The organism is Pseudomonas botevensis, from assembly GCF_019145475.1.
Taxonomy (GTDB): domain Bacteria; phylum Pseudomonadota; class Gammaproteobacteria; order Pseudomonadales; family Pseudomonadaceae; genus Aquipseudomonas; species Aquipseudomonas botevensis.
In genome coordinates this window covers 1-21,770 of the sequence record NZ_JAHTKI010000038.1, presented here as the reverse complement: position 1 = coordinate 21,770, position 21,770 = coordinate 1, and the positions used below count along the sequence as shown (strand labels likewise).

15 protein-coding genes are annotated in these 21,770 nt (G+C 62.0%); 5 read left to right on the top strand and 10 right to left on the bottom strand.

Annotation, left to right across the window (positions count from 1 at the left end; translation table 11 throughout):
• Positions 1 to 66 precede the first annotated feature (66 nt).
• From KVQ74_RS28360 to glnE, 8 genes are read right to left on the bottom strand one after another with little or no spacing between them, the layout of a single operon-like run.
• The gene (locus KVQ74_RS28360) at positions 67 to 1,518 is read right to left on the bottom strand and encodes a lipopolysaccharide kinase InaA family protein (protein WP_217834678.1); all 1,452 of its coding nucleotides are present in this window, start codon (positions 1,516 to 1,518) and stop codon (positions 67 to 69) included.
• Positions 1,518 to 2,270 carry a lipopolysaccharide kinase InaA family protein gene (locus KVQ74_RS28355; RefSeq protein WP_217834677.1) on the bottom strand — a complete coding sequence of 251 codons (753 nt, stop codon included), beginning with the start codon at positions 2,268 to 2,270 and terminating at the stop codon, positions 1,518 to 1,520. Before KVQ74_RS28355 ends, KVQ74_RS28360 begins: the two co-directional genes overlap by 1 nt.
• Positions 2,267 to 3,001 carry a lipopolysaccharide kinase InaA family protein gene (locus tag KVQ74_RS28350; RefSeq protein WP_217834676.1) on the bottom strand — a complete coding sequence of 245 codons (735 nt, stop codon included), beginning with the start codon at positions 2,999 to 3,001 and terminating at the stop codon, positions 2,267 to 2,269. The genes KVQ74_RS28355 and KVQ74_RS28350 overlap by 4 nt, the downstream gene beginning before the upstream one ends.
• Positions 3,001 to 3,807 carry a lipopolysaccharide core heptose(I) kinase RfaP gene (gene rfaP, locus KVQ74_RS28345; protein WP_217834675.1) on the bottom strand — a complete coding sequence of 269 codons (807 nt, stop codon included), beginning with the start codon at positions 3,805 to 3,807 and terminating at the stop codon, positions 3,001 to 3,003. The genes KVQ74_RS28350 and rfaP overlap by 1 nt, the downstream gene beginning before the upstream one ends.
• The gene (locus KVQ74_RS28340; protein WP_217834674.1) at positions 3,808 to 4,929 is read right to left on the bottom strand and encodes a glycosyltransferase family 4 protein; all 1,122 of its coding nucleotides are present in this window, start codon (positions 4,927 to 4,929) and stop codon (positions 3,808 to 3,810) included.
• On the bottom strand, positions 4,929 to 5,990 hold the full coding sequence (gene waaC / locus KVQ74_RS28335) for a lipopolysaccharide heptosyltransferase I (protein ID WP_217834673.1): 1,062 nt from the start codon (positions 5,988 to 5,990) through the stop codon (positions 4,929 to 4,931). The genes KVQ74_RS28340 and waaC overlap by 1 nt, the downstream gene beginning before the upstream one ends.
• 1 nt (position 5,991) lies before the next feature.
• Entirely contained in the window at positions 5,992 to 7,026 is a 1,035-nt protein-coding gene (waaF, locus tag KVQ74_RS28330; protein WP_217834672.1) for a lipopolysaccharide heptosyltransferase II, read from the bottom strand.
• A 51-nt stretch (positions 7,027 to 7,077) separates the two neighbouring features.
• Positions 7,078 to 10,017 carry a bifunctional [glutamate--ammonia ligase]-adenylyl-L-tyrosine phosphorylase/[glutamate--ammonia-ligase] adenylyltransferase gene (gene glnE / locus KVQ74_RS28325; protein ID WP_217834671.1) on the bottom strand — a complete coding sequence of 980 codons (2,940 nt, stop codon included), beginning with the start codon at positions 10,015 to 10,017 and terminating at the stop codon, positions 7,078 to 7,080.
• Between the two features lie 383 nt (positions 10,018 to 10,400).
• Here glnE and aceE point away from each other — a divergent pair, with 383 nt between their 5' ends.
• From aceE to msrA, 5 genes are all read left to right on the top strand, one after another.
• Positions 10,401 to 13,046, top strand: coding sequence for a pyruvate dehydrogenase (acetyl-transferring), homodimeric type (gene aceE / locus KVQ74_RS28320; RefSeq protein ID WP_217834670.1), 2,646 nt, complete (start codon positions 10,401 to 10,403; stop codon positions 13,044 to 13,046).
• 11 nt (positions 13,047 to 13,057) lie between these two features.
• On the top strand, positions 13,058 to 15,028 hold the full coding sequence (gene aceF, locus KVQ74_RS28315) for a dihydrolipoyllysine-residue acetyltransferase (RefSeq protein ID WP_217834669.1): 1,971 nt from the start codon (positions 13,058 to 13,060) through the stop codon (positions 15,026 to 15,028).
• Positions 15,029 to 15,305: 277 nt separating this feature from the next.
• A complete protein-coding gene (locus KVQ74_RS28310) occupies positions 15,306 to 16,703 on the top strand; it encodes an alkaline phosphatase D family protein (protein WP_217834668.1) in 1,398 nt (465 codons plus the stop codon).
• A 253-nt stretch (positions 16,704 to 16,956) separates the two neighbouring features.
• On the top strand, positions 16,957 to 19,653 hold the full coding sequence (locus KVQ74_RS28305; RefSeq protein ID WP_217834667.1) for a putative bifunctional diguanylate cyclase/phosphodiesterase: 2,697 nt from the start codon (positions 16,957 to 16,959) through the stop codon (positions 19,651 to 19,653).
• 122 nt (positions 19,654 to 19,775) lie between these two features.
• Positions 19,776 to 20,441 carry a peptide-methionine (S)-S-oxide reductase MsrA gene (gene msrA / locus KVQ74_RS28300; RefSeq protein ID WP_217834666.1) on the top strand — a complete coding sequence of 222 codons (666 nt, stop codon included), beginning with the start codon at positions 19,776 to 19,778 and terminating at the stop codon, positions 20,439 to 20,441.
• Positions 20,442 to 20,510: 69 nt separating this feature from the next.
• On the opposite strand, the gene KVQ74_RS28295 is transcribed toward msrA, so the two are convergent.
• Together KVQ74_RS28295 and KVQ74_RS28290 are read right to left on the bottom strand one after the other, a co-directional pair.
• Positions 20,511 to 21,347 (bottom strand): 23S rRNA (adenine(2030)-N(6))-methyltransferase RlmJ, encoded by an 837-nt coding sequence (locus tag KVQ74_RS28295; protein ID WP_217834665.1) that lies wholly within the window; start codon positions 21,345 to 21,347, stop codon positions 20,511 to 20,513.
• Between the two features lie 243 nt (positions 21,348 to 21,590).
• A partial coding sequence (locus tag KVQ74_RS28290; protein WP_217834664.1) for a hypothetical protein occupies positions 21,591 to 21,770 on the bottom strand: 180 nt, incomplete at its 5' end.

Genomic DNA, 21,770 nt, shown 5'->3' with positions numbered 1-21,770 from the left:
TCATGGCTTCTGGAGAAGCTGTAGGACAAGTCAGAGGAGTTTGTCCTCCGCTGCTCGCGAAAGGTTTCAGGCTGCGCCGGAAATATCCTTGGGCAACCGCTGATCGATTACCTGATACAACGCACTGCCCTGCGGCCAGTTGCGCATGAACCGCGCACGATCCCGGGCATAGGCCGGGGCGAAACTGCCCAGGGAGCCGTGCTGGCACATCGAGTCGAGATCGATCAGCGCCCAGCGATCTTCCTGCCAGAACAGGTTGTGCCCTTTGAAATCGCCATGGCTGATGCGCTCGGCGATCAACCGCGCAAACAGTTGATCCAGCGCCTGCAACTCCGACTCCGGCGCCGCGCCGTTTTCAACATACGGCGCGAAGCGCTCGATGATGTCCGGCCCCGCCAGATATTCGGTAATCAGGTAAGCCCGGCTGCGCAGCCACAGAAAACGTTTTTCCAGCACCGCCAGCGGTTTCGGCGTGGCGATGCCGAGGAATGCCAGGCGATTACCTTCGCGCCACGAATGCCAGGCGCGGCTCGGGCGCCAGAAGCGTTTGAGCCAATGCGCAAAACCCTTGATGTTGTAGCGCTTGATCACCAGCGCACGCCCGGCCACCTCGACCTTGCCGACACTGGCCGCGCCACCGGTCTTGTACAGATGGCCCTGATCGAGCAAGGCATCGGCCTGTTCCAGCACCGGCAGCATGGCCGGTTCCTCTTCGCGGCGAATCGCCCGCAGACCGAACGCGCCGCGCACCACGCTGAACAGCGTGCATTCGCGACCGACCTTGATCAGATAGTCCCGCAGCCGCCAGGCGCGGACCTTGTCGATCTGTTTCTGCAAGGCTTCCAGCGGCAGCGCGTGCTCGCTGTTGCTCAGCAGGTAATACACCAGCAGTTCTTCGGTGAACGGCTCCAGCGACTTGGGCAACTGGGCGAAAAACACCCCGAGGTTTTCCAGAACCTTTTGCCGGGACAACGGCTGGCCGGCGGTTTCCACGCGGATACCGGCACCGTCGATCAAATACAACTGACCGCCATGGCGCAGCAGATTGTCCAGGTGCAGGTCTTCCTGCCACAGGCCTTTGCCGTGCAACTGACCGATCGCACCGAGGGCTTCGGCCAGCACCGCCGACTGCTCGTCCGCCAACGCCGGCAGCGGCTCGACCTGCTGCCAGGCATCGCCCAGGCTCTCGGCGCCTTCGAGGAACTCGAACAACAACCAGCCGCCCTCGCCGTCCTTCAGGCCATCGGCCAGCAGCAACGGTGTGGTCATGCCTTGGGCGGCGAGCAACTTCACGCCTTCCAGTTCGCGCTGAAAATGCCGTGCCGCTTTGCTGCCGACCAACAACTTGGCCAGCACCGGACGCCCGCGCCACACACCGGCACCGACGTAGCGCTGCCCCGGCAACACCCGCAACAGACTCAGCAATTGCAGATCCGCAGCCCCTGCCGCGTCAGCCAGGGAAACCGTCAGCGGCAGGCTCGGCGTACGCCCGGCGCTCTTCAGGTCGGACAACTGCATCAGCGCGTCTCCTTGTGACTGCGCCGCGCGGTCAGACGCGTGACCCAGCTATCGACCAGCGAGCTGTCGCCGGGCTGATCGAGGTAGGCCGCAAGCAATTCGCGCAACTGTGCCTCGCTCCACTCCGGGGCGCGCCGCAGCAGCGGTTCCAGATCCTTGACCCGGTCGCGCTGACCGAACAGCAATGGCCGGGTCTTTTCCAGGTCGATCAGTTGCGCGCGATAAGCGTCGCCATCGGCCTGGAGAAAAATATGCTTGGGATAAAAGCAGCCGTGAACCTGACGCAGGCCGTGCAGGCGGCGGGCCAGTTGTCCACAGGCCTGGAGAATCGCCGAATGCTGTCCGGCGCTCAGGGTCGACCAGCGCTGCAACAGCGAATCCAGATCATCCCAGCCGTCCAGGGCGCGGGTCAGCAGGAGCGCATGCACTTCGCCCTTGACCTTGCGCTCGCCGAAAAACGCCGCTTGCAGCGCCGGAATGCCGAGCTTGCGGTAGCGGCTGATGTTGCGAAATTCCCGGGCGAACGTCGGCTCGCCGAACGGCGCGTGCAAGGTGCGGGTCAGGTAGTTGCTCTGGCGCTTGAGGTAATAGCCGCGCCCTTCCAGCTCCAGGCGGAACACGCTGCTCCAGCCGCCGCCGTCGGTGTTCGGCTCGTCCACCGCATCGAGCTGCTTGGCCCACAGCGCATCGAAAGTGCCGAGGCCGTGGCGCTCCAGCAGCGCACGGTCTTCAGCGGCGAGAAAATCAGTCATTCGCGTCCCTCGAAAAATCTCACCACATGCCGGATGCGTTGCTTGTCGGCGCGGTTGAGCCGGTCACGCTGGCGGTATTGCAGGTAAAAGCGCAGGCGCTGGGTGTTCGACAGGTGATATTTGGCGACCTTGTCGAGACAGGCCAGATCCTTGGTGATCCGGTACTTGAGCCAGAAGCCGCGCCAGAAGTCGCCGTTCGGGCAGTCGATCAGAAACAGTTGCGCCTGATCGTCGATCAGCAGATTGCGCCACTTCAGATCGTTATGAGTGAAGCGATGGTCGTGCATGGTTCGGGTGTAAACCGCCAACTGCCGACTGATGCCATCGACCCAGGCACGATCCTGGAGTTTCGGGTCCTTGCGGTCGGCCAGCGCCGAAAGGTCTTCGGTACGCGGCAGCTCGCGGGTAATCATCGCCCCACGGGCATACGCCGCCCCGCGCCGTTCAAGACCCCAGGCCACCACTTCGGCGGTGGGGATGCCCCACTTGGCGAAGCGCTTGAGGTTCTGCCACTCCATTTTTACCCGAGGCTTGCCCAGGTAACGGCGCAGGCCCTTGCCGGCGCCGGAGTAGCGCTTGACGTAATAGTTGACGCCGTTGCGCTGCACGCGGATGACCTCGGACAGCGGATCGCGCGTCAGACGCTCACCCTGCAAGGCAAAGACTGCCTCGAGGCTGCCGAAGTCGGCGGCGAGGTCGCTGTACTCGGGTTCAAGATTCCAACCCGCCATCAGAGCGCATCCCCATAACGTTGCTTGCGCTCATAGAGCTTGTTGGCCTTGCCTTCGAGCCAGTTCAGCAGCGGCGCTTCTTCAGCCAGGACCTGGCGCAGCGGCTGCTGGAAGTAGCCCTTGAGAAAGCGCAGCTTGTCGCGGCGGGTCAGGCCGATGTCCAGCGCGGAAAAATACAGTGCCGCCAGATCCTTGTTGCGCCAGCGCCGGGTGATGGCCGGGCGGGTCTGGGCGCGGTGCAGGTCGATCACCGAGAGCTTGAAGTCGTCGGGCGTGACCGGTTTGTCGGTGTGCAGCAGGAAGTGGCAGATGTAGCAGTCGCGGTGATTGACCCCGGCGCGGTGCATCATGCCGGTCATGCGCGCGACTTCGGCGATCAGCGCACGCTTGAGCTTTGGCTCGGGCGGCTGCCTGACCCAGTCGATGCTGAAGTCTTCCAGGCTGATGGTCGGTGCCAGTTCTTCGGTGACGATGAACGAATGCTGATCCGCCGGGTTGCTGCCTCGTTCACCGTAGGCGACAGCGGTCATGGTCGGCACGCCGACTTCCTGCAAGCGTTGAATGGCCTGCCATTCCTGGCCCGCGCCGAGCACCGGCAGCTTGGCGGTCAGCAGATTCTTGAAAATCTCGCCCCAGCCGATGCCCCGGTGGATCTTGACGAAAAAACCATTGCCGTCGACTTCCGTGCGCAGGGTGCGGCGCGCTTCCAGCTCGCGATACACCTCGCCCTGCAAGCCCTCGACTTCGGCGAACGGGTCGCGTCCGGCCCAAAGGCTCTTGAACGGTTCAGCCAGCATCAACTTCATTTAAGCGTGCTCCGCCAGAATCACATCGGCCGCGTGCTGCGGCATGCTGTAGAGGTCGGCCGTCTCGGCGAAGACCACACCGTTGCGGCTCCAGGCCGCGCGTGCAGAGGCGTCGGTCAACATTTCCGTCAGGTACTGGGTCAGTTGCGCCTGGTCGAACGGCTCGTCCAGCACCCGTCCGGCGTCCGCCTCGGCAATGTAGTGGGCGTAGCCACAGACCGCGCTGACCAGCACCGGCAGCCCGGCGACCAGCGCTTCGAGCAACACCGTGCCGGTGTTTTCGTTGTATGCCGGGTGGATCAACAGATCGGCACCCAGCAGGAAGCGCGGGATATCGCTGCGCCCCTTGAGGAACGTGACGTTGTCGCCGAGACCGAGCGTAGCGCTCTGCATCTGGAACAATTTGGGGTCATCCTGGCCGATTACAAACAGCCGGGTGCGTTTTTTCAGTTCGGCCGGCAGCGCCGCCAGCGCTTTCAGGCTGCGATCGACACCCTTGGTCTTGAACCCGGAACCGATCTGCACCAGCAGCAACTCATCGTCCTTGAGGCTGAATTCAGCACGGAACCCGGCGCGAATCTCGTCAGCATCCGCCGGACGCCGACGATCCTGGGCAATGCCCGGCGGCAGCAGATGGAAGCGTTCCAGCGGCGTGTCGTAATGCTTGATGAACAGCGGCTGCTGCACTTCGGAAATCATCAGCACTTCGGTCTTCGCGTCCCTGGCGAACACCGCGCGCTCGTACTCGGCAAAGTGGCGGTAGCGGCCCCAGCGCCGGTACAACGAATTGCGCAGGTTCTGCGCCTTGTCTTCGAAGCAGCCGTCGGCGGCGTAGTAGACGTCCAGGCCCGGCATCTTGTTGAAGCCGATCAGCCGGTCCACCGGACGCTTGGCCAGGTCGGCTTCCATCCACGCGCTGAGCTTTTCGTTGCGCCGATGGTTGAAGAACGCCTTGACCGGCGCCACCAGCACTTCGAAACCGGGCGGCACGTCGCCTTCCCAGATCAGGGTGTAGACACGGATCTGGTGGCCGCGCTTCTGGCATTCGAGGGCGATGCGCATGAAATCGCGCTGCAAGCCACCGAACGGGAAATATTTGTACAGGACAAAAGCCAATTGCATCAGCGCAGCTCCTCAGCCATCAACAACGTGCTCAGTCTGCTGGCGACACGCTCGGGGTTCAGACGCGTGAAGCACAGGGGCCACTCGCGTTTCAGGTCAAACTGACTGGCATCCTGCGCGGTCGGTTGGTAAGTACATTTCTTTTGCAGGCACGGCGCACACGGGAAGTCGCTGGCGAGGTGAATCTGCACTTTGCCGTACGCGCCGGTCAGGCCCGGATTGGTCGGCCCGAACAGCGACAGGGTCGGCACGTCCAGCGCGGCGGCGAGATGGCCCAGGCCAGTGTCCACCGCCACGCAGGCCTGGGCGCCGGCCAGCACCTTGCCGACGCCGGCCAGGTTCAGTTTCGGCAGCACTTCGGCGTGCTTGAAACCGGCGGCGATGCGCTCGGCGCGGGCCTTCTCCAGCGGGTTGCCCCATGGCAGCTTCACCCCCACGCCGAGGTAACCGACACGCTCGGTCAGCTCACGCCAGTAGGCTTCCGGCCAGTGTTTGGTGTCCCAGGTGGTGCCGTGGAGGAACACCACGTAGGCGTTCTTGCGCGGCAGCTCCACCAGACGCTCGACGTTGAGACCGTAATCGCCCAGCCCCTTGGGCAAATCGTAACCGAGGGCGATGGCGAACAATTGGCGCACGCGCTCGACAGCATGCTGCCCACGGGCCACCGCCAGTTTGCGATCGTAGAAACGCGAGGCGATCGGCTCACGGGCCGAGCCTTTGTCGAGGCCGGCCACCGGCGCCTTGACGTAACGGGTCAGCCAGGCGCTTTTCAGCAGGCCCTGGGCATCGATCACCAGATCGTATTTGGCCGCGCGCACGCTTTGCTTGAAGCGTTTCCACTCGCCACTCTTGATGGTTTGCCAGAGGTTCTTGCGCCAGCGACGGATCGCCACCGGAATCACCTTGCCCACGGCCGGGTGCCAGGTCGGGATTTCGGCGAAGCCTTCTTCCACCACCCAGTCGAACTTGATGCCGGGGATGGCCCGGGCCGCGTCGGTCAGCGCCGGCAACGCGTGAATCACGTCGCCCAGCGATGAAGTCTTGATCAGCAATACCCGCAAGTTAATGAACCTCGACCACAGAGCCCTGCAACTTCTGCAAGGCATCGTTGACCGCATCCGGCATCAGCTGGCGCAGGCAGTTGTAATGGCCGAAACGGCAGGTACGGTCAAAGCACGGGCTGCAATCGAGGCCCAGGCGGACGATTTCGACGTGCTCGGCCAGCGGCGGGGTGAAGCCCGGCGAGGTCGAGCCGTAGACCGCCACCAATGGACGATTCAGCGCGGCGGCCACATGCATCAGACCGGAATCGTTGGAGACGACAGCTTCGGCGCAGGACAGCAGGTCGATGGCCTCGGCCAGGGAAGTGCCGCCGCTGAGGTTCACCGATTCTTCGCGCAGGCCGGGAATCAACCGCGCGCGGATGTCTTCGCCGACCGCGTGGTCATTCTTCGAGCCGAACAGCCAGACCTGCCAGCCTTCGCGAATGCGCGCTTCAGCGACTTTGGCGTAGTGCTCGGACGGCCAGCGCTTGGACTCGCCGAACTCGGCACCGGGGCACAGGGCCAACACCGGGCGATCGAGGGTCAGGCCGAACTTGGCGAGCGCCGCTTCGCGGGTCACCGGGTCGATTTGCAGGCTCGGCCGCGGGTAAGGTTTCGGCAGCTCGGCGTTCGGCTCATAGGCCAGCGCCATGAAGCGCTCGATCATCAGCGGATAGCGCTCTTTATCGAGGCGGCGCACGTCATTGAGCAGGCCGTAGCGGAACTCGCCGCGCCAGCCGGTGCGTTTCGGGATGCCGGCAAAGAACGGCACCAGCGCCGACTTCAGCGAGTTGGGCAAAAGAATCGCCTGGTCGTACTGGCCGGCCAGGGATTTGCCGATGCGCCGACGAGTCGCCAGCTCCAGCGCGCCGTGGCCGAGCGGAAAGCTCAAAGCCTTGCGCACTTCGGGCATGCGCTCGAGGATCGGCCGGCTCCACTCAGGGGCCAGCACGTCGATTTCGCATTGCGGGTGGCGTTGTTTGAGACACTGAAACAGTGTCTGCGCCATCACCATGTCACCGACCCAACTGGGCCCAACGATCAGAATATTCATGTGGTTTCCAAAAACGAACCGGGGAGGCTTTACGCCTCCCCGTCTCGAGAATCAGCTTAGCCCCAGTTCACGCCAGATCCGCATCACCTGCCGACGTTCGTCCGCGAACTGGTCGCCCGGTATCACCCCGGCCTGTTTCTGCAAGGCCTGACGGTGAGCGGCAGAGCGGTAGGCTTTATAGGCCTCGCGCAACAGGGCGGCGTCTTCGACCGGCATCAGCCCTGCCTGCTCCAGCTCTTCCAGAATGCGGATATTGTCGGTCCAGCGCAGCAATGGCGGGTGGCTTTGCGACCACGCCAGGGCCGCGTATTGCACCATAAATTCAATATCGACGATACCTCCGGCGTCCTGCTTGAGGTCGAACGGCGCCGTGGCCTCGAAGGCATTTGCCCCGGTGCCGGCGGCTGTGCTCTTGCTGCCGAGGTTGTCACGCATCTTGGCGCGCATCTCGCTGACTTCCTGTTGCAGCTTCGCCAGATCCCGACCTTTACCCAACACTTGCGCGCGAACCTTCTCGAACGCCTGCCCGACATCCTGGCTGCCGACCAGCACCCGCGCCCGCACCAGCGCCTGATGTTCCCAGGTCCAGGCTTCATTTTCCTGATAGCGCTCGAACGCCCCCAGCGAACTCACCAGCAGACCGGACGCCCCGGACGGCCGCAGCCGCATATCCACTTCATACAGCTGGCCGGAGTTGGTCTGCGCCGTCAGCAGGTGAATGATCCGCTGGCCGAGCCGGGTGAAGAACTGTGCGCCGTCGATCGGTTTCGGCCCATCGGTCTCAGCCTGCGGGTCGCCGTCGTGGATGAACACCAGATCCAGATCGGAACCATGCCCGAGTTCCAGACCGCCGACTTTCCCGTAACCGACAATGATGAAGCCGGGATCGCACAACGTACCGTCGGTGCGCAACGGCGTGCCGTACTTGGCCACGGTCTGGCGCCAGGCCAGGGCCAGCACCTGCTCGAGAATCGCCTCGGCCAGCCAGGTCAGGTAATCACTGACTTTCATCAACGGCAGGCTGCCGGCGATTTCCGAAGCGGCGACACGCAGACGGTGCGCCAGTTTGAAGTGCCGCAGGGCTTCCATCTGTTGTTCGAGGTCGTCTTCCGGGATCCGCGTCAGGCGCTCGCGCAACTCGGCGGCCAACTCCGGTGCCAGTGGCGGCTTGAACAGCCGGCCTTCGTTGAGCAGTTCATCGAGCAACAGCGGGAAACGGGTAATCTGCTCGGCGATCCACGGACTGGCGGCGCACAGGGTCAACAACCGCCGCAACGCGCCGGGGTTTTCCGTCAGCAGCACCAGATACGCCGAACGCCGGGCGACAGCCTCGACCAGCGGCAGCACCCGCTCCAGCACCAGGTCCGGATTGTCATGCTCCACCGCCTGAGCCAGCAGGCGCGGAATAAAGGCATCGAGGCGCTCCCGACCCAGTCGCTGCATCGCCCGCAATTGCGGGCTGCCGCGCAGACTCGCCAAGGCTTTCAACGCCTTGGTCGCGTCGGCAAAACCGCCCTCTTCCAATTGGCGGCAAGCGGCTTCTTCGTCCTGTGCCTCTTCCCACAACGGCAACCACTCGCCGCCAACCACGACCTCGCTTTGCGCGCCTTCGTCTTCGTCCGGATCGGCAATCACCTGGGCAAAATGCCAGGCCACCCGGCCGCGCCAGAACATCAGTTGTTCATGGAAGGCGTTCCAGTCGGCGAAACCAAGCATGAACGCAATACGCGCCTGATCCTGAGGGCTGTCCGGGAGCATCTGGGTCTGGCGGTCGGCGATCGCCTGGATCGCGTGTTCGGTGTAACGCAGGAATTCATAGCCCTCGCGCAACTCGCTGACCACTGCCGGCGGCAGATACCCCTGCCCTTCCAGCGTCCCCAACACCTTTAATAGAGGCCGCTGCTGAAGGCTCAGGTCACGGCCGCCGTGAATCAGTTGAAAGGCCTGGGCGATGAACTCGACTTCGCGGATGCCGCCGGAGCCCAGCTTGATGTTGTCGGCCATGCCCTTACGCCGCACTTCCTGCTGGATCAGCTGCTTCATGGTGCGCAGCGCTTCGATCGCCGAGAAGTCCAGATACCGCCGATAGACGAACGGGCGCAGCATGTCGAGCAGTTGCGCACCGGCCACCTGGTCGCCCGCCACCACCCGCGCCTTGATCATCGCGTAGCGTTCCCAGTCGCGGCCCTGATCCTGGTAATACTGCTCCAGCGCGTTGAAGCTCAGCACCAGCGCGCCGGACGAGCCATAAGGACGCAGGCGCATGTCGACGCGGAACACGAAGCCGTCAACGGTCATCGGGTCCAGCGCCTTGATCAGACGCTGGCCGAGGCGGATGAAAAATTCCTGGTTGTCCAGCGGACGCTTCACGCCGACGGTTTCGCCACCCTCGGGGTAGGCGAAGATCAGGTCGATGTCCGACGACAGGTTCAGTTCCACCGCGCCGAGCTTGCCCATGCCGAGGATGACCATTTGCTGCGCCAAGCCGCTGCGCCGGCCGGTGGGCGTGCCGAATTGCGCGCAGTGGCGGCTGTACAACCATTGATAAGCCTGGTCGATGCTGGCGTCGGCCATGTCCGACAGATCGCGGCAGGTCTGCACCAGATCGGCCTGGCGGGTTAGATCGCGCCAGATGATCCGCACCTGATGCCGGGCGCGCTGACGACGCAGGACGCGGCCGAGTTCATCTTCGCTCTGCGCGGCATCGACAGCGGCGGCGATCTGCGCGCACAACTCGCCGGGGGCGAACGCCCGGTCGAGTTCGCCGGACTGCACCAGCGCGAGCAACATCAAAGGGTCACGAACGCTCTGTTCAATGACGAACTCGCTGGCGGCGCTGACCCGGGCGAACTGCGCCCAGCGTTCCGGCGTCCACGTCGAAAGACCATGATCGTCCTCCAGCGTGGCGACGGCCGTGCGGAACGACTGCTCGGATCGGCTGACCAACGGCAGGAGAATGGCGGGCAGTTCGGCAAGCACAGGCAGGGTCATGGTCTATCCTTGATCGGCGTATTAACCGCCGCTTGTAGTGAATGGTGAAAACCCGCTACGCGATGGACTGTCGAACAAAAGTGAGAAATAGCTGAAATTTCTTTCATCTTGGCAGTCAGCATCAAACTTTCACCTTTTTCGGATGGTAAACGACCAACCTTAACGATTATTCTCACAACGCTTTTGGAGGCCATAAGCCTTTCATCTGTAGTTTTACTACTCGTCTATACATTCGAAAGGCTGAAATGCCAGAAGATTTGTAGTAAAACTACACGCCGCCGGAACAACCTCGCGGCAATCCAAGAATTTTAAACGTCTGCCCACAAGGCCAGTCGCAAACTCAGGCAACCGATTCTGGAAGCCTTTCCGCCCTGGAGCAAGCCATGCAAGACCTCGATCCCGTCGAAACCCAGGAATGGCTGGACGCCCTGGAATCGGTTCTCGACAAAGAAGGCGAAGACCGTGCTCACTATCTGATGACCCGTATGGGCGAACTCGCGACCCGCAGCGGCTCGCAACTGCCTTACGCCATCACCACGCCTTACCGCAACACGATCCCCGTCACCCACGAAGCACGCATGCCTGGCGACCTGTTCATGGAACGCCGCATTCGCTCGCTGGTACGCTGGAACGCGATGGCCATGGTAATGCGTACGAACCTGAAAGATTCTGACCTGGGTGGTCACATCTCCAGCTTCGCTTCCAGCGCGACCCTGTACGACATCGGCTTCAACTACTTCTTCCAGGCCCCGACCGAAGAACACGGCGGCGACCTGATCTACTTCCAGGGCCACACCTCCCCGGGCGTCTACGCCCGTGCATTCATGGAAGGCCGCATCACCGAAGACCAGATGAACAACTTCCGCCAGGAAGTCGACGGTCAGGGCCTGTCGTCCTACCCGCACCCTTGGCTGATGCCTGACTTCTGGCAGTTCCCGACCGTATCCATGGGTCTGGGTCCGATCCAGGCGATCTACCAGGCACGCTTCATGAAGTACCTGGAGCACCGTGGCTTCATCCAGCCGGGCAAACAGAAAGTCTGGTGCTTCCTGGGCGACGGCGAGTGCGACGAGCCGGAATCCCTGGGCGCAATCTCCCTGGCCGGCCGCGAGAAGCTGGACAACCTGATCTTCGTCATCAACTGCAACCTGCAGCGCCTCGACGGCCCGGTTCGCGGCAACGGCAAGATCATCCAGGAACTCGAAGGCGTGTTCCGTGGTGCCCAGTGGAACGTGACCAAAGTCATCTGGGGCCGTTTCTGGGACCCGCTGCTGGCCAAAGACGTCGACGGTATCCTGCAACGCCGCATGGACGAAGTCATCGACGGCGAGTACCAGAACTACAAGGCCAAAGACGGCGCGTTCGTTCGCGAGCACTTCTTCAACACGCCTGAACTCAAGGCGATGGTTGCCGATCTGTCCGACGACGAGATCTGGAAACTCAACCGTGGCGGCCACGACCCGTACAAGGTCTACGCGGCGTACCACGAAGCGGTCAACCACAAAGACCAGCCGACCGTTGTCCTGGCCAAGACCATCAAGGGTTATGGCACCGGCGCCGGTGAAGCGAAGAACACCGCGCACAACACCAAGAAAGTCGACGTCGACAGCCTGAAGCTGTTCCGCGACCGCTTCGACATTCCGGTCAAGGACGAAGAGCTGGAGAACCTGCCGTTCTTCAAGCCAGAGCCGAACAGTGCCGAAGCCCGCTACCTGGCCGAGCGCCGCAATGCGCTGGGCGGTTTCGTGCCACAGCGTCGCGCGCAAAGCTTCAGCGTGCCGACTCCTGATCTGGATACCCTCAAGGCAATCCTCGACGGTTCGGGCGACCGTGAAATTTCCACCACCATGGCCTTCGTGCGGATCCTCGCGCAACTGGTCAAGGACAAGGAAATCGGCCCGCGCATCGTCCCGATCATCCCGGACGAAGCCCGTACCTTCGGTATGGAAGGCATGTTCCGTCAGCTGGGCATCTACTCGTCCGTCGGCCAGCTCTACGAGCCAGTCGATAAAGACCAGGTGATGTTCTACAAGGAAGACCAGAAAGGTCAGATCCTTGAAGAAGGCATCAACGAAGCGGGCGCCATGAGCTCCTTCATCGCCGCCGGTACTTCGTACTCCAGCCACAACCAGCCGATGCTGCCGTTCTACATCTTCTACTCGATGTTCGGCTTCCAGCGTATCGGCGACCTGGCCTGGGCCGCTGGCGACAGCCGTACCCGTGGCTTCCTGATCGGCGGCACCGCCGGCCGCACCACCCTGAACGGTGAAGGCCTGCAGCACGAAGACGGTCACAGCCACATGCTGGCTGCCACCATCCCGAACTGCCGCACCTATGATCCGACCTACGGCTACGAGCTGGCGGTGATCATCCAGGACGGCATGAAGAAGATGACCGAAGAGCAACAGGACATCTTCTACTACATCACCGTGATGAACGAATCGTACCAGCAGCCAGCCATGCCGGCCGGTGCCGAAGAAGGCATCAAGAAAGGCATGTACCTGCTCGAAGAAGACACCCGCGAAGCGGCACACCACGTACAACTGATGGGCTCCGGCACCATCCTGCGTGAAGTGCGTGAAGCGGCGAAGATCCTGCGTGAAGAGTTCAACATCGGCGCCGACGTGTGGAGCGTTACCAGCTTCAACGAACTGCGTCGCGACGGCCTCGCCGTAGAGCGCAGCAACCGTCTCAAGCCTGGCCAGAAGCCTAAGCTGAGCTACGTCGAAGAGTGCCTGAACGGCCGTAAGGGTCCAGTCATCGCCTCCACCGACTACATGAAACTGTTCGCCGAGCAGATCCGTCAGTGGGTACCGTCCAAGGAATTCAAAGTCCTGGGCACCGACGGTTTCGGCCGCAGCGACAGCCGCAAGAAACTGCGTCATTTCTTCGAAGTCGACCGTCATTTCGTGGTGTTGGCAGCCCTGGAAGCACTGGCTGACCGTGGTGATATCGAACCTAAAGTCGTGGCCGAGGCCATCGTCAAGTTCGGCATCGACCCGGAAAAACGCAACCCACTGGACTGCTGAGGAGAAACTCTGTGAGCGAACTCATTCGCGTACCTGACATCGGCAGCGGTGAAGGTGAAGTAATCGAACTGTTTGTGAAAGTCGGCGACCGTATCGAAGCCGACCAGAGCATCCTGACCCTGGAATCGGACAAGGCCAGCATGGAAGTGCCGGCCCCGAAGGCCGGCGTCATCAAGAGCCTGAAAGTGAAGCTGGGCGATCGCCTGAAAGAAGGCGACGAACTGCTGGAGCTGGAAGTCGAGGGCGCCGCGCAAGCGGCTCCTGCGCCTGCCGCCGCCCCGGCTGCGAAAGCTGCGCCGGCTCCGGCTGCCGCTCCTGCCGCTGCTGCGCCAGCCGCTGCACCTGCTGCCGCTTCGGTTCAGCAAGTACACGTGCCGGACATCGGTTCGTCGGGCAAGGCTCAGATCATCGAAATCCAGGTCAAGGTCGGTGACACCGTCGCCGCCGATCAGTCGCTGATCACCCTGGAATCCGACAAGGCGAGCATGGAAATCCCGTCGCCTGCCGCTGGCGTGGTCAAGGCCATCAGCGTCAAGCTCAACGACGAAGTCGGCACGGGCGACCTGATCCTGGATCTGGAAGTGGCGGGTGCTGCGGCCCCTGCTGTCGCCGCTCCGGCCCAGGCGGCTGCTCCGGCCGCTGCTGCGCCTGCTCCTGCGGCAGCCCCAGCTGCTCCAGTGGCCGACAGCGTTCAGGACATTCACGTCCCGGACATCGGCTCGGCCGGCAAGGCCAAGATCATCGAAGTGCTGGTCAAGGCCGGCGACAGCGTCGAAGCCGACCAGTCGCTGATCACCCTGGAATCCGACAAGGCGAGCATGGAGATTCCATCGCCTGCCGCCGGCGTGGTGGAAAGCATTTCCATCAAGCTGGATGACGAAGTCGGCACTGGCGACCTGATCCTCAAGCTGAAAGTCAAAGGCGCTGCGCCTGCGGCCGCTCCAGCACCGGTCGCCGCTGCGGCGCCAGCCGCTGCTGCCCCTGCTGCTGCCCCTGCTGCTGCCGCACCTGCCGCTGCCGCTCCGGTTGCCGCTCCAGCCGCCGCACCAGCCAAGCCAGGCGCCAAAGTTCACGCCGGCCCGGCCGTGCGTCAACTGGCTCGCGAATTCGGTGTGGAGCTGAGCGCTGTCGGCGCCACCGGCCCGCACGGTCGCATCCTGAAGGAAGACGTGCAGGCGTACGTCAAGGCCATGATGCAGAAGGCCAAGGAAGCACCTGCCGCCGCTGCCGGCGCAACCGGTGGCGCGGGTATCCCGCCGATCCCGGTCGTGGACTTCAGCCGCTTCGGCGAAATCGAAGAAGTGCCGATGACCCGACTGATGCAGGTCGGCGCCGCCAACCTGCACCGCAGCTGGCTGAACGTGCCGCACGTGACGCAATTCGACTCGGCGGATATCACCGAGCTGGAAGCGTTCCGTAACGCGCAGAAGGCCGTGGCCGAGAAGGCTGGCGTCAAGCTGACCATCCTGCCGCTGCTGCTCAAGTCGTGCGCCCACCTGCTCAAGGAACTGCCGGACTTCAACAGTTCGCTGGCCCCGAGCGGCAAGGCAATCATCCGCAAGAAATACGTGAACATCGGCTTCGCCGTCGACACCCCGGATGGCCTGCTCGTACCGGTCATCAAGAACGTCGACCAGAAGAGCCTGCTGCAACTGGCCGCCGAGGCCGCTTCCCTGGCTGAAAAGGCCCGGACCAAGAAGCTCTCGTCGGACGAAATGCAAGGCGCGTGCTTCACCATTTCCAGCCTCGGCCACATTGGCGGCACCGGCTTCACGCCGATCGTCAACGCGCCGGAAGTGGCGATCCTCGGTGTTTCCAAGGCAACCATCCAGCCAGTCTGGGACGGCAAAGCCTTCCAGCCGAAACTGATGCTGCCGCTGTCGCTGTCCTACGATCACCGCGTGATCAACGGCGCCGCTGCTGCACGCTTCACCAAGCGTCTGAGCGATCTGCTGGCGGACATCCGCACCATCCTGCTGTAAACCACTCGGCCCTCCGGCAACGGAGGGCCCGATGGCTCTACGTTTTCGAGCGCCACACGCTCGTACCTCAACCCCGTCAATTGACGGGGCTTTTTTTGCCTGAAAAACCACTGGTTCGCACTTTTCCCACAAAGGATGCCGATATCAGCCACGACTCTGGTCCACTTCACGCCAATGTTTTTTATTAACCAGCAACTAACCTTGGCACAACAAAGTTATCGCCAATAACTTTCAACAACCTGCCTATCAATCAACACTTATTCGAACGGATTCGAACATGCTGAACCCTACTGTCGGCCCGATCATTGGCCACACCACAACTAACCAGACCAGGATATTCATCCGTGGAGAACTTCAGGACAACGCAACGGTATTTGCCGCAATTCGTTATCGCCTTGCCGACACACAAGTCTGGTCGAAAGCCCTCTTTGCCCGACTGGGCGCATCGCGCGACATGTCACATGTATTCGTCCTCGACCACTTGAGCGCCGACACCGAGTATGAATATCAGACCGGCTGCTTCAGCCCGATGAGCCCGGTACACACCGAGGAAAGCGTGGCGGAGTTGCCGCTGCAATGGCCACGGGACATCCATCGCCTGCGCACCCGTGCCAGCCGGGCCTTGCAGCCACGGGCCTACATCGTCGGCTCGTGCCGCTACCTTCGCCTGACCGCCGGCATCGCCGAACTGCCCCAGCGTAGCGACCGGATTTTCGCCTCGATCAATCAGTTGATCGAAGGCGCACAACCGCCAGTCAGCGCCACGGTCATGACCGGCGATCAAATCTACGTCGACGATTTGAATGTGATTGCCCCGGATCGCGAATATCAGGACATTCTCAAGAAGTACCGCACGGCATTCTCGCAACCGAATATTCGACGGTTGATGTCCGGCACTTCGACTTACATGATTCTCGACGACCATGAAATCGAAGATAACTGGCCGGCCAATGCCATAGAGGCGGACGAGCACTTATATCGAAATGCCATGGCCGCCTATGAGTTATATCAAGCCAGTCACAGTCCAGCGTATTCGCTGACAACTAACGGACAAGTTGATCGCTCATCGCTGAAACACTACTGGTATCAATTCAGCGACGGCGATATTGAATGGTTTGTCACCGACAGCCGCACCCGGCGCAGCTTGTCGGCCAGCGACCGGCGCATTCTCGATGAACAGCAGGAGCAAGCCTTGTGCGACTGGCTGATCGACAGTCAGGCACGGGTCAAATTCGTGGTCACCAGCGTGATGTTCTATCCGGATCGCAAAACCCAGGGCGACGATGCCTGGAAAGCCTTCCCGGAACAGCGCCTGCGGCTGCTGGAGCTGATTCGCACGCACAGGATCAGCAACGTCGTGTTTGTCTCCGGCGACGTGCATGGCTCGCTCACGGCGCGCCTGACGCACAGCGACGACCCGGACTTCGAAGTCCACACCCTCGTCTCGTCACCGCTGCACAACAGCGCGTTGTTGCCCTATGCCAAGGCATCCAGCTTCATGCTCGACCAGCCGTTGGCGCAAACGACCAGCGGTGATTATCGGCATGAGCTCACCAGCGAGGTCATCAGTGAGGACAACTTCGCCCATGTGCGGGTCGATGCTGGTCAAATTTTAATCACCTATCACGACCGGGATGGCAAACCCCTGCAATCGGTCAGTCTGAAACTGCGCTGAAACAGAAAAAATCGCGGTCTTCGGTGGCGCCTACAAACGTTTACATTTCCTGTAGAAACAGCCGCAGACGGCGATCCTGAGCTCTTTTCAAGCCCGCGCTGGAGAAATGTGGAAAGCAGCCGACATATTCTTATAGCACTTGGCCTTCATGTCTCTTGTCAGTCGGTGCCGCAATGATGCAACCTTGCCGCAGGCAACAGTAAAGAGGGCGAGAGCCCGGCGCGTTCAGCATATTTCCAAGCGAGTTCCCTTCATGAAGAGCCAACCCGATGCCGCCAGCCGTATGGCGGCCGAGGTAGTGACGCAGTTGCCTGTGCCCTCGCGGCTCGGCATGCTGCGTTTCGAGCGCTTGAATGAAGCCAGTTGGGCGATGCTGTTTCTCGATCCCAACTGCGAACGCCAGTTCGGCCAGCCGGCCGTCGAACTCTGCGCCCTGGTCGGCTCGCCCTACGCCAGCCTGATGGAGCCGGAAGCGCGTTATCAGTTGCATGACACGATCCAGCAGCAACTGAGCGACAGCCCCCATTATCTGGTGCGCTACACGCTGCACACCGCTGCCGGCGTGTTGAGCATCCTGGAACTGGGCGAAGCCTATAAACAACACAATCGTCACCTGCTGCGCGGTTATCTGCTGGCGGTCGACAACGTGTTCGCCGAAGCGCCATCGCTGTCGTCCCTCGACCTCGAAACCCAGAACTCCCGCCTGCAAATCGCCCTTGAACTCAATCAGCGCGCCCAGCAGGAACAACTCCAGCATCTGGAGCGGGTGCGCGCCCAGCAGGACCTGATCCTGCTACTGGCCCGCCAGCGCTACAGCAGCCATAACTCGCTGCAGGAAGCCGCCGAACTGATTACCCGCTGCGCCTGCGACATCTATGAGATCGACTGCGCCAGCCTGTGGAACCTCGAAGGCCAGCAACTGGTGCCGATTTCCGCCTATCACCGCGCGACCCAGGAATACATCCTGCCGGACGTGATCGACGTCAGCAGCTTCCCCGACTACATGGAAGCCCTGCACAGCAGCCGTGCCATCGACGCCCACAACGCCATGCGCGACCCGCGCACCCGCGAGATGGCCGAAGCCCTGCGCCCGCGCGATGTCAACGCCATGCTCGACGCCAGCATCCGCGTCGACGGCCAGGTGGTCGGCGTGCTGTGTCTGGAACAGACCGGCGTCACCCGCGCCTGGCAGTCCGACGAAATCGCCTTTGCCGGTGAACTGGCCGACCAGTTCGCGCAGGTCATCAACAATCACAACCGCCGCACCGCCACCAGCGCCCTGCACCTGTTCCAGCGCGCGGTCGAGCAAAGCGCCAACGCCTTTCTGCTGGTCAACTGCGACGGCGTGGTCGAGTACGTCAACCCGAGCTTCACCGCGATCACTCAGTACAGCACCGAGGAAGTCCACGGCCAGCGCCTGTCGGAACTGCCGGCCCTGGAGAACCTCAGCGAATTGCTGTTCGACGCGCCCTCGGCGCTGGCCAAGAGCAACAGCTGGCAGGGCGAATTCAAGAGCCGCCGCAAGAACCTCGAACCCTACTGGGGCCAGTTGTCGATCTCCAAGGTCTACGGCGACAACCGCGAGCTGACGCACTACATCGGCATCTACGAAGACATCACCCAGACCAAACTGGCGCAGCAGCGCATCGAGCGCCTGGCCTACACCGACAACCTGACCAACCTCGGCAACCGCCCTGCGTTCATCCGCAATCTGGATGAACGCTTCGCCCGAGATAGCGATACCCCGATCAGCCTGCTGCTGGTGGATATCGACAATTTCAAGCGGATCAACGACAGCCTCGGCCACCAGACCGGCGACAAACTGTTGATCAGCCTGGCCCGACGCCTGCGCAACAGCCTCAGCCCGAGCGGCAGCCTCGCCCGCTTCGCCAGTAACGAATTCGCCGTGCTGCTGGACGACACCGACCTCGAAGCCGGCCAGCAGATCGCCAGCCAGTTGCTGATGACTCTCGACAAACCGATGTTCGTCGATAACCAGCTGATCAGCGTCACCGGCTCCGTGGGCCTGGCCTGTGCGCCGCTGCACGGCCGTGATCCGCAGACCCTGATGCGCAACGCCGGCCTGGCGCTGCACAAGGCCAAGGCCAACGGCAAACATCAAGTGCAGGTGTTCACCGAAGCGCTGAACGCCGAGGCCAGTTACAAGCTGTTCGTCGAAAACAACCTGCGCCGCGCCCTGACCCAGAACGAGCTGGACGTGTTCTATCAGCCCAAGCTGTGCCTGCGCAGCGGTCGCTTGCTGGGCATGGAAGCGCTGTTGCGCTGGAACCACCCGGAACGCGGCATGATCCGCCCGGACCAGTTCATCAGCGTCGCCGAGGAAACCGGCCTGATCATCCCGATCGGCAAGTGGATTGCGCGCCAGGCCTGCCGCATGAGCAAAGCCCTGACCGCCGCCGGCATGGGCAATCTGCAAGTGGCGATCAACCTGTCACCCAAGCAGTTCTCCGACCCGGATCTGGTCGCCTCCATCGCCAATATCCTCAAGGAAGAAGCGTTGCCGGCCAATCTGCTGGAGCTGGAGCTAACCGAAGGCCTGCTGCTGGAGGCCACCGAAGACACCCACTTGCAGCTCGATCAGCTCAAGCGTCTGGGCCTGACCCTGGCGATGGACGACTTCGGCACCGGTTACTCGTCGCTCAGCTACCTGAAAAAATTCCCGATCGACATCATCAAGATCGATCGCAGCTTCATCCACGAAATCCCGGACAACCAGGACGACATGGAAATCACCTCGGCAGTGATCGCCATGGCCCACAACCTGAAGCTGAAGGTCGTGGCCGAAGGCATCGAAACCGCCGAGCAACTGGCCTTCCTGCGCCGCCACCGCTGCGACGTCGGCCAGGGCTACCTGTTCGACCGGCCGATCCCCGGCGCCGAACTGATTCCCACCCTCAAGCGCTACCCGCGCGGCCCGTTGTCGCTGTAAACCACAAGCCCCTTGTGGAAGCCGGCCAGTACCCCCACATTTTGGCTAGTGATTAACTTGGCATCATTGGGCACACTGGCTGTCTGTTGATTTACATCCCATCCTGACTGAGAGGAACGATCATGGTTCTGCGCTCGGAAATTCTGGTGAACAAAAACGTGCTACCCACTAAAGAACAAGCCCTGCCTGGCCGCGAAACTCCGATGACCCTGCCGGAAAAACACTTCGTGTTCGAAGAGACTCCGCTGCTCGGCCCGTTCTTCGAAGACGTCGACTTCGCGATCTTCGGCCTCGGTTGCTTCTGGGGGGCGGAGCGCCGTTTCTGGCAGCGTGAAGGCGTGGTCAGCACCGTGGTCGGCTATGCCGGCGGCTTCACGCCGAACCCGACCTACGAAGAAGTCTGCTCGGGCCTGACCGGCCATTCGGAAGTGGTGCTGGTGGTGTTCGACAAGGCCAAAGTCAAATACGAAGAGTTGCTGGCCATGTTCTGGGAACTGCACAACCCGACGCAGGGCATGCGCCAGGGCAATGACATCGGCACCCAGTACCGCTCGGTGATCTACGCCACCACCCCGGAACAACTGGACGCGGCGCTCAAGAGCAAGGAAACCTATCAGGCCGAACTGAACAAGGCTGGCCTGGGGGAAATCACCACCGAGATCGAACAGGCCCCGACCGTGTACTTCGCCGAGGCTTATCACCAGCAATACCTGGCGAAAAACCCGGAAGGCTACTGCGGGATTGGCGGCACCGGCGTGTGCATGCCGCCGAGCCTGGCGGGCAACTAAGCCGACACCTGATCGTTCCCACACCCTGCGTGGGAACGATCACATCAATATGCTCGCAGCTTGTCGCTGCTACTCGGCAATCAACCAATCCATCTGCCACCCACCCTGGGTCTGCCCAAGCTTCTTGGACAGCCACGGCAGCAGCTCACGCAATTCTTCCTCCAGCCCCCACGGCGGATTGGCGATCGCCAGCCCGGAGCCGTTCAGGCTGTTCGGCGTATCCAGCGGATGCACCAGCAGCTCCACCCGCAGCAGTTTCGGCGCGCCGGTGCCGGCCAGATCCTGATAGAAGCGACGCAGCGCGCGCTGGTCCTTGACCGGATACCAGATCGCCGCCACGGTCTGGCGCATCCGCGCGATCGCCTCTTTCAGCGACGCCGCGCAACGCTGCATCTCGTCGAGCTTCTCGAACGGCGGGTCGATCAGCATCACCGCGCGCTTCTCGGCCACCGGCAGCAGCGCCCGCGCCACATGCCAACCCTCACCCAGGTGCACCGCAACGCGGCGGTCGCCCTTCATGTTGTCCTTGAGCAGCACGCCGTCTTCCGGGTGTTTCTCGTTGAGCAACACGCGATCCTGCGAACGGGTCAGACGCCGCGCCAGCTCGGGCGAGCCCGGGTAGTAGCGCAACTGGCCATCCGGGTTCATCTCGTGCAGCACCTTCATGTAATCGGCGGTCAGCGCCGGCAGGTCCGGTTGATCCCACAACCGCGCGATGCCTTCCAGGTACTCGCCGGTGCGGTTGGCCTGATCGCCCTGCAAGTCGTACAGACCGATGCCGGCATGGCTGTCGAGATAGGCAAACGGCTGTTCCTTGCGCGCCATCAGGGCGATAAGGCGGGTCAAGGTCAGGTGTTTGAACACATCGGCGTGATTGCCGGCATGGAAGGCGTGACGATAATTCATGGCTGCTCCTGCGAGGGCCGCAAAGTTTATCTTTTACCGGGCGGCAAGTCAGGGGTTGGCGGCTGAGTGGATGCGTCGCCCCTATTGCTTTCAGCGTTTCGCTGCCCTGGAACAGCAGTGCGCAAGAAGTTGCGCAGTTGCACGTAATAAAACATCCCTAAAAACCGCTGGAGCCCATGTACCACGTGGCCTCCAGCCAAGTGCGCAAGAAGTTGCGCAGTACTGCGCAACTTCTTGCGCACTTCAGAGGCTTTTCCTACAGCCAAATCGCAAAAATCCTACGACAAAACGCTCAACGAGCTGTTTTGCAAGGCTATTTAATTGACTGGCACGCTCCTTGATAACCGTCAGGCACCCACCGGGCGATATCGCCTCCGGGCCCTTAACTTTATTCCGCAAGGAGAGCACCCCATGGCAACACCA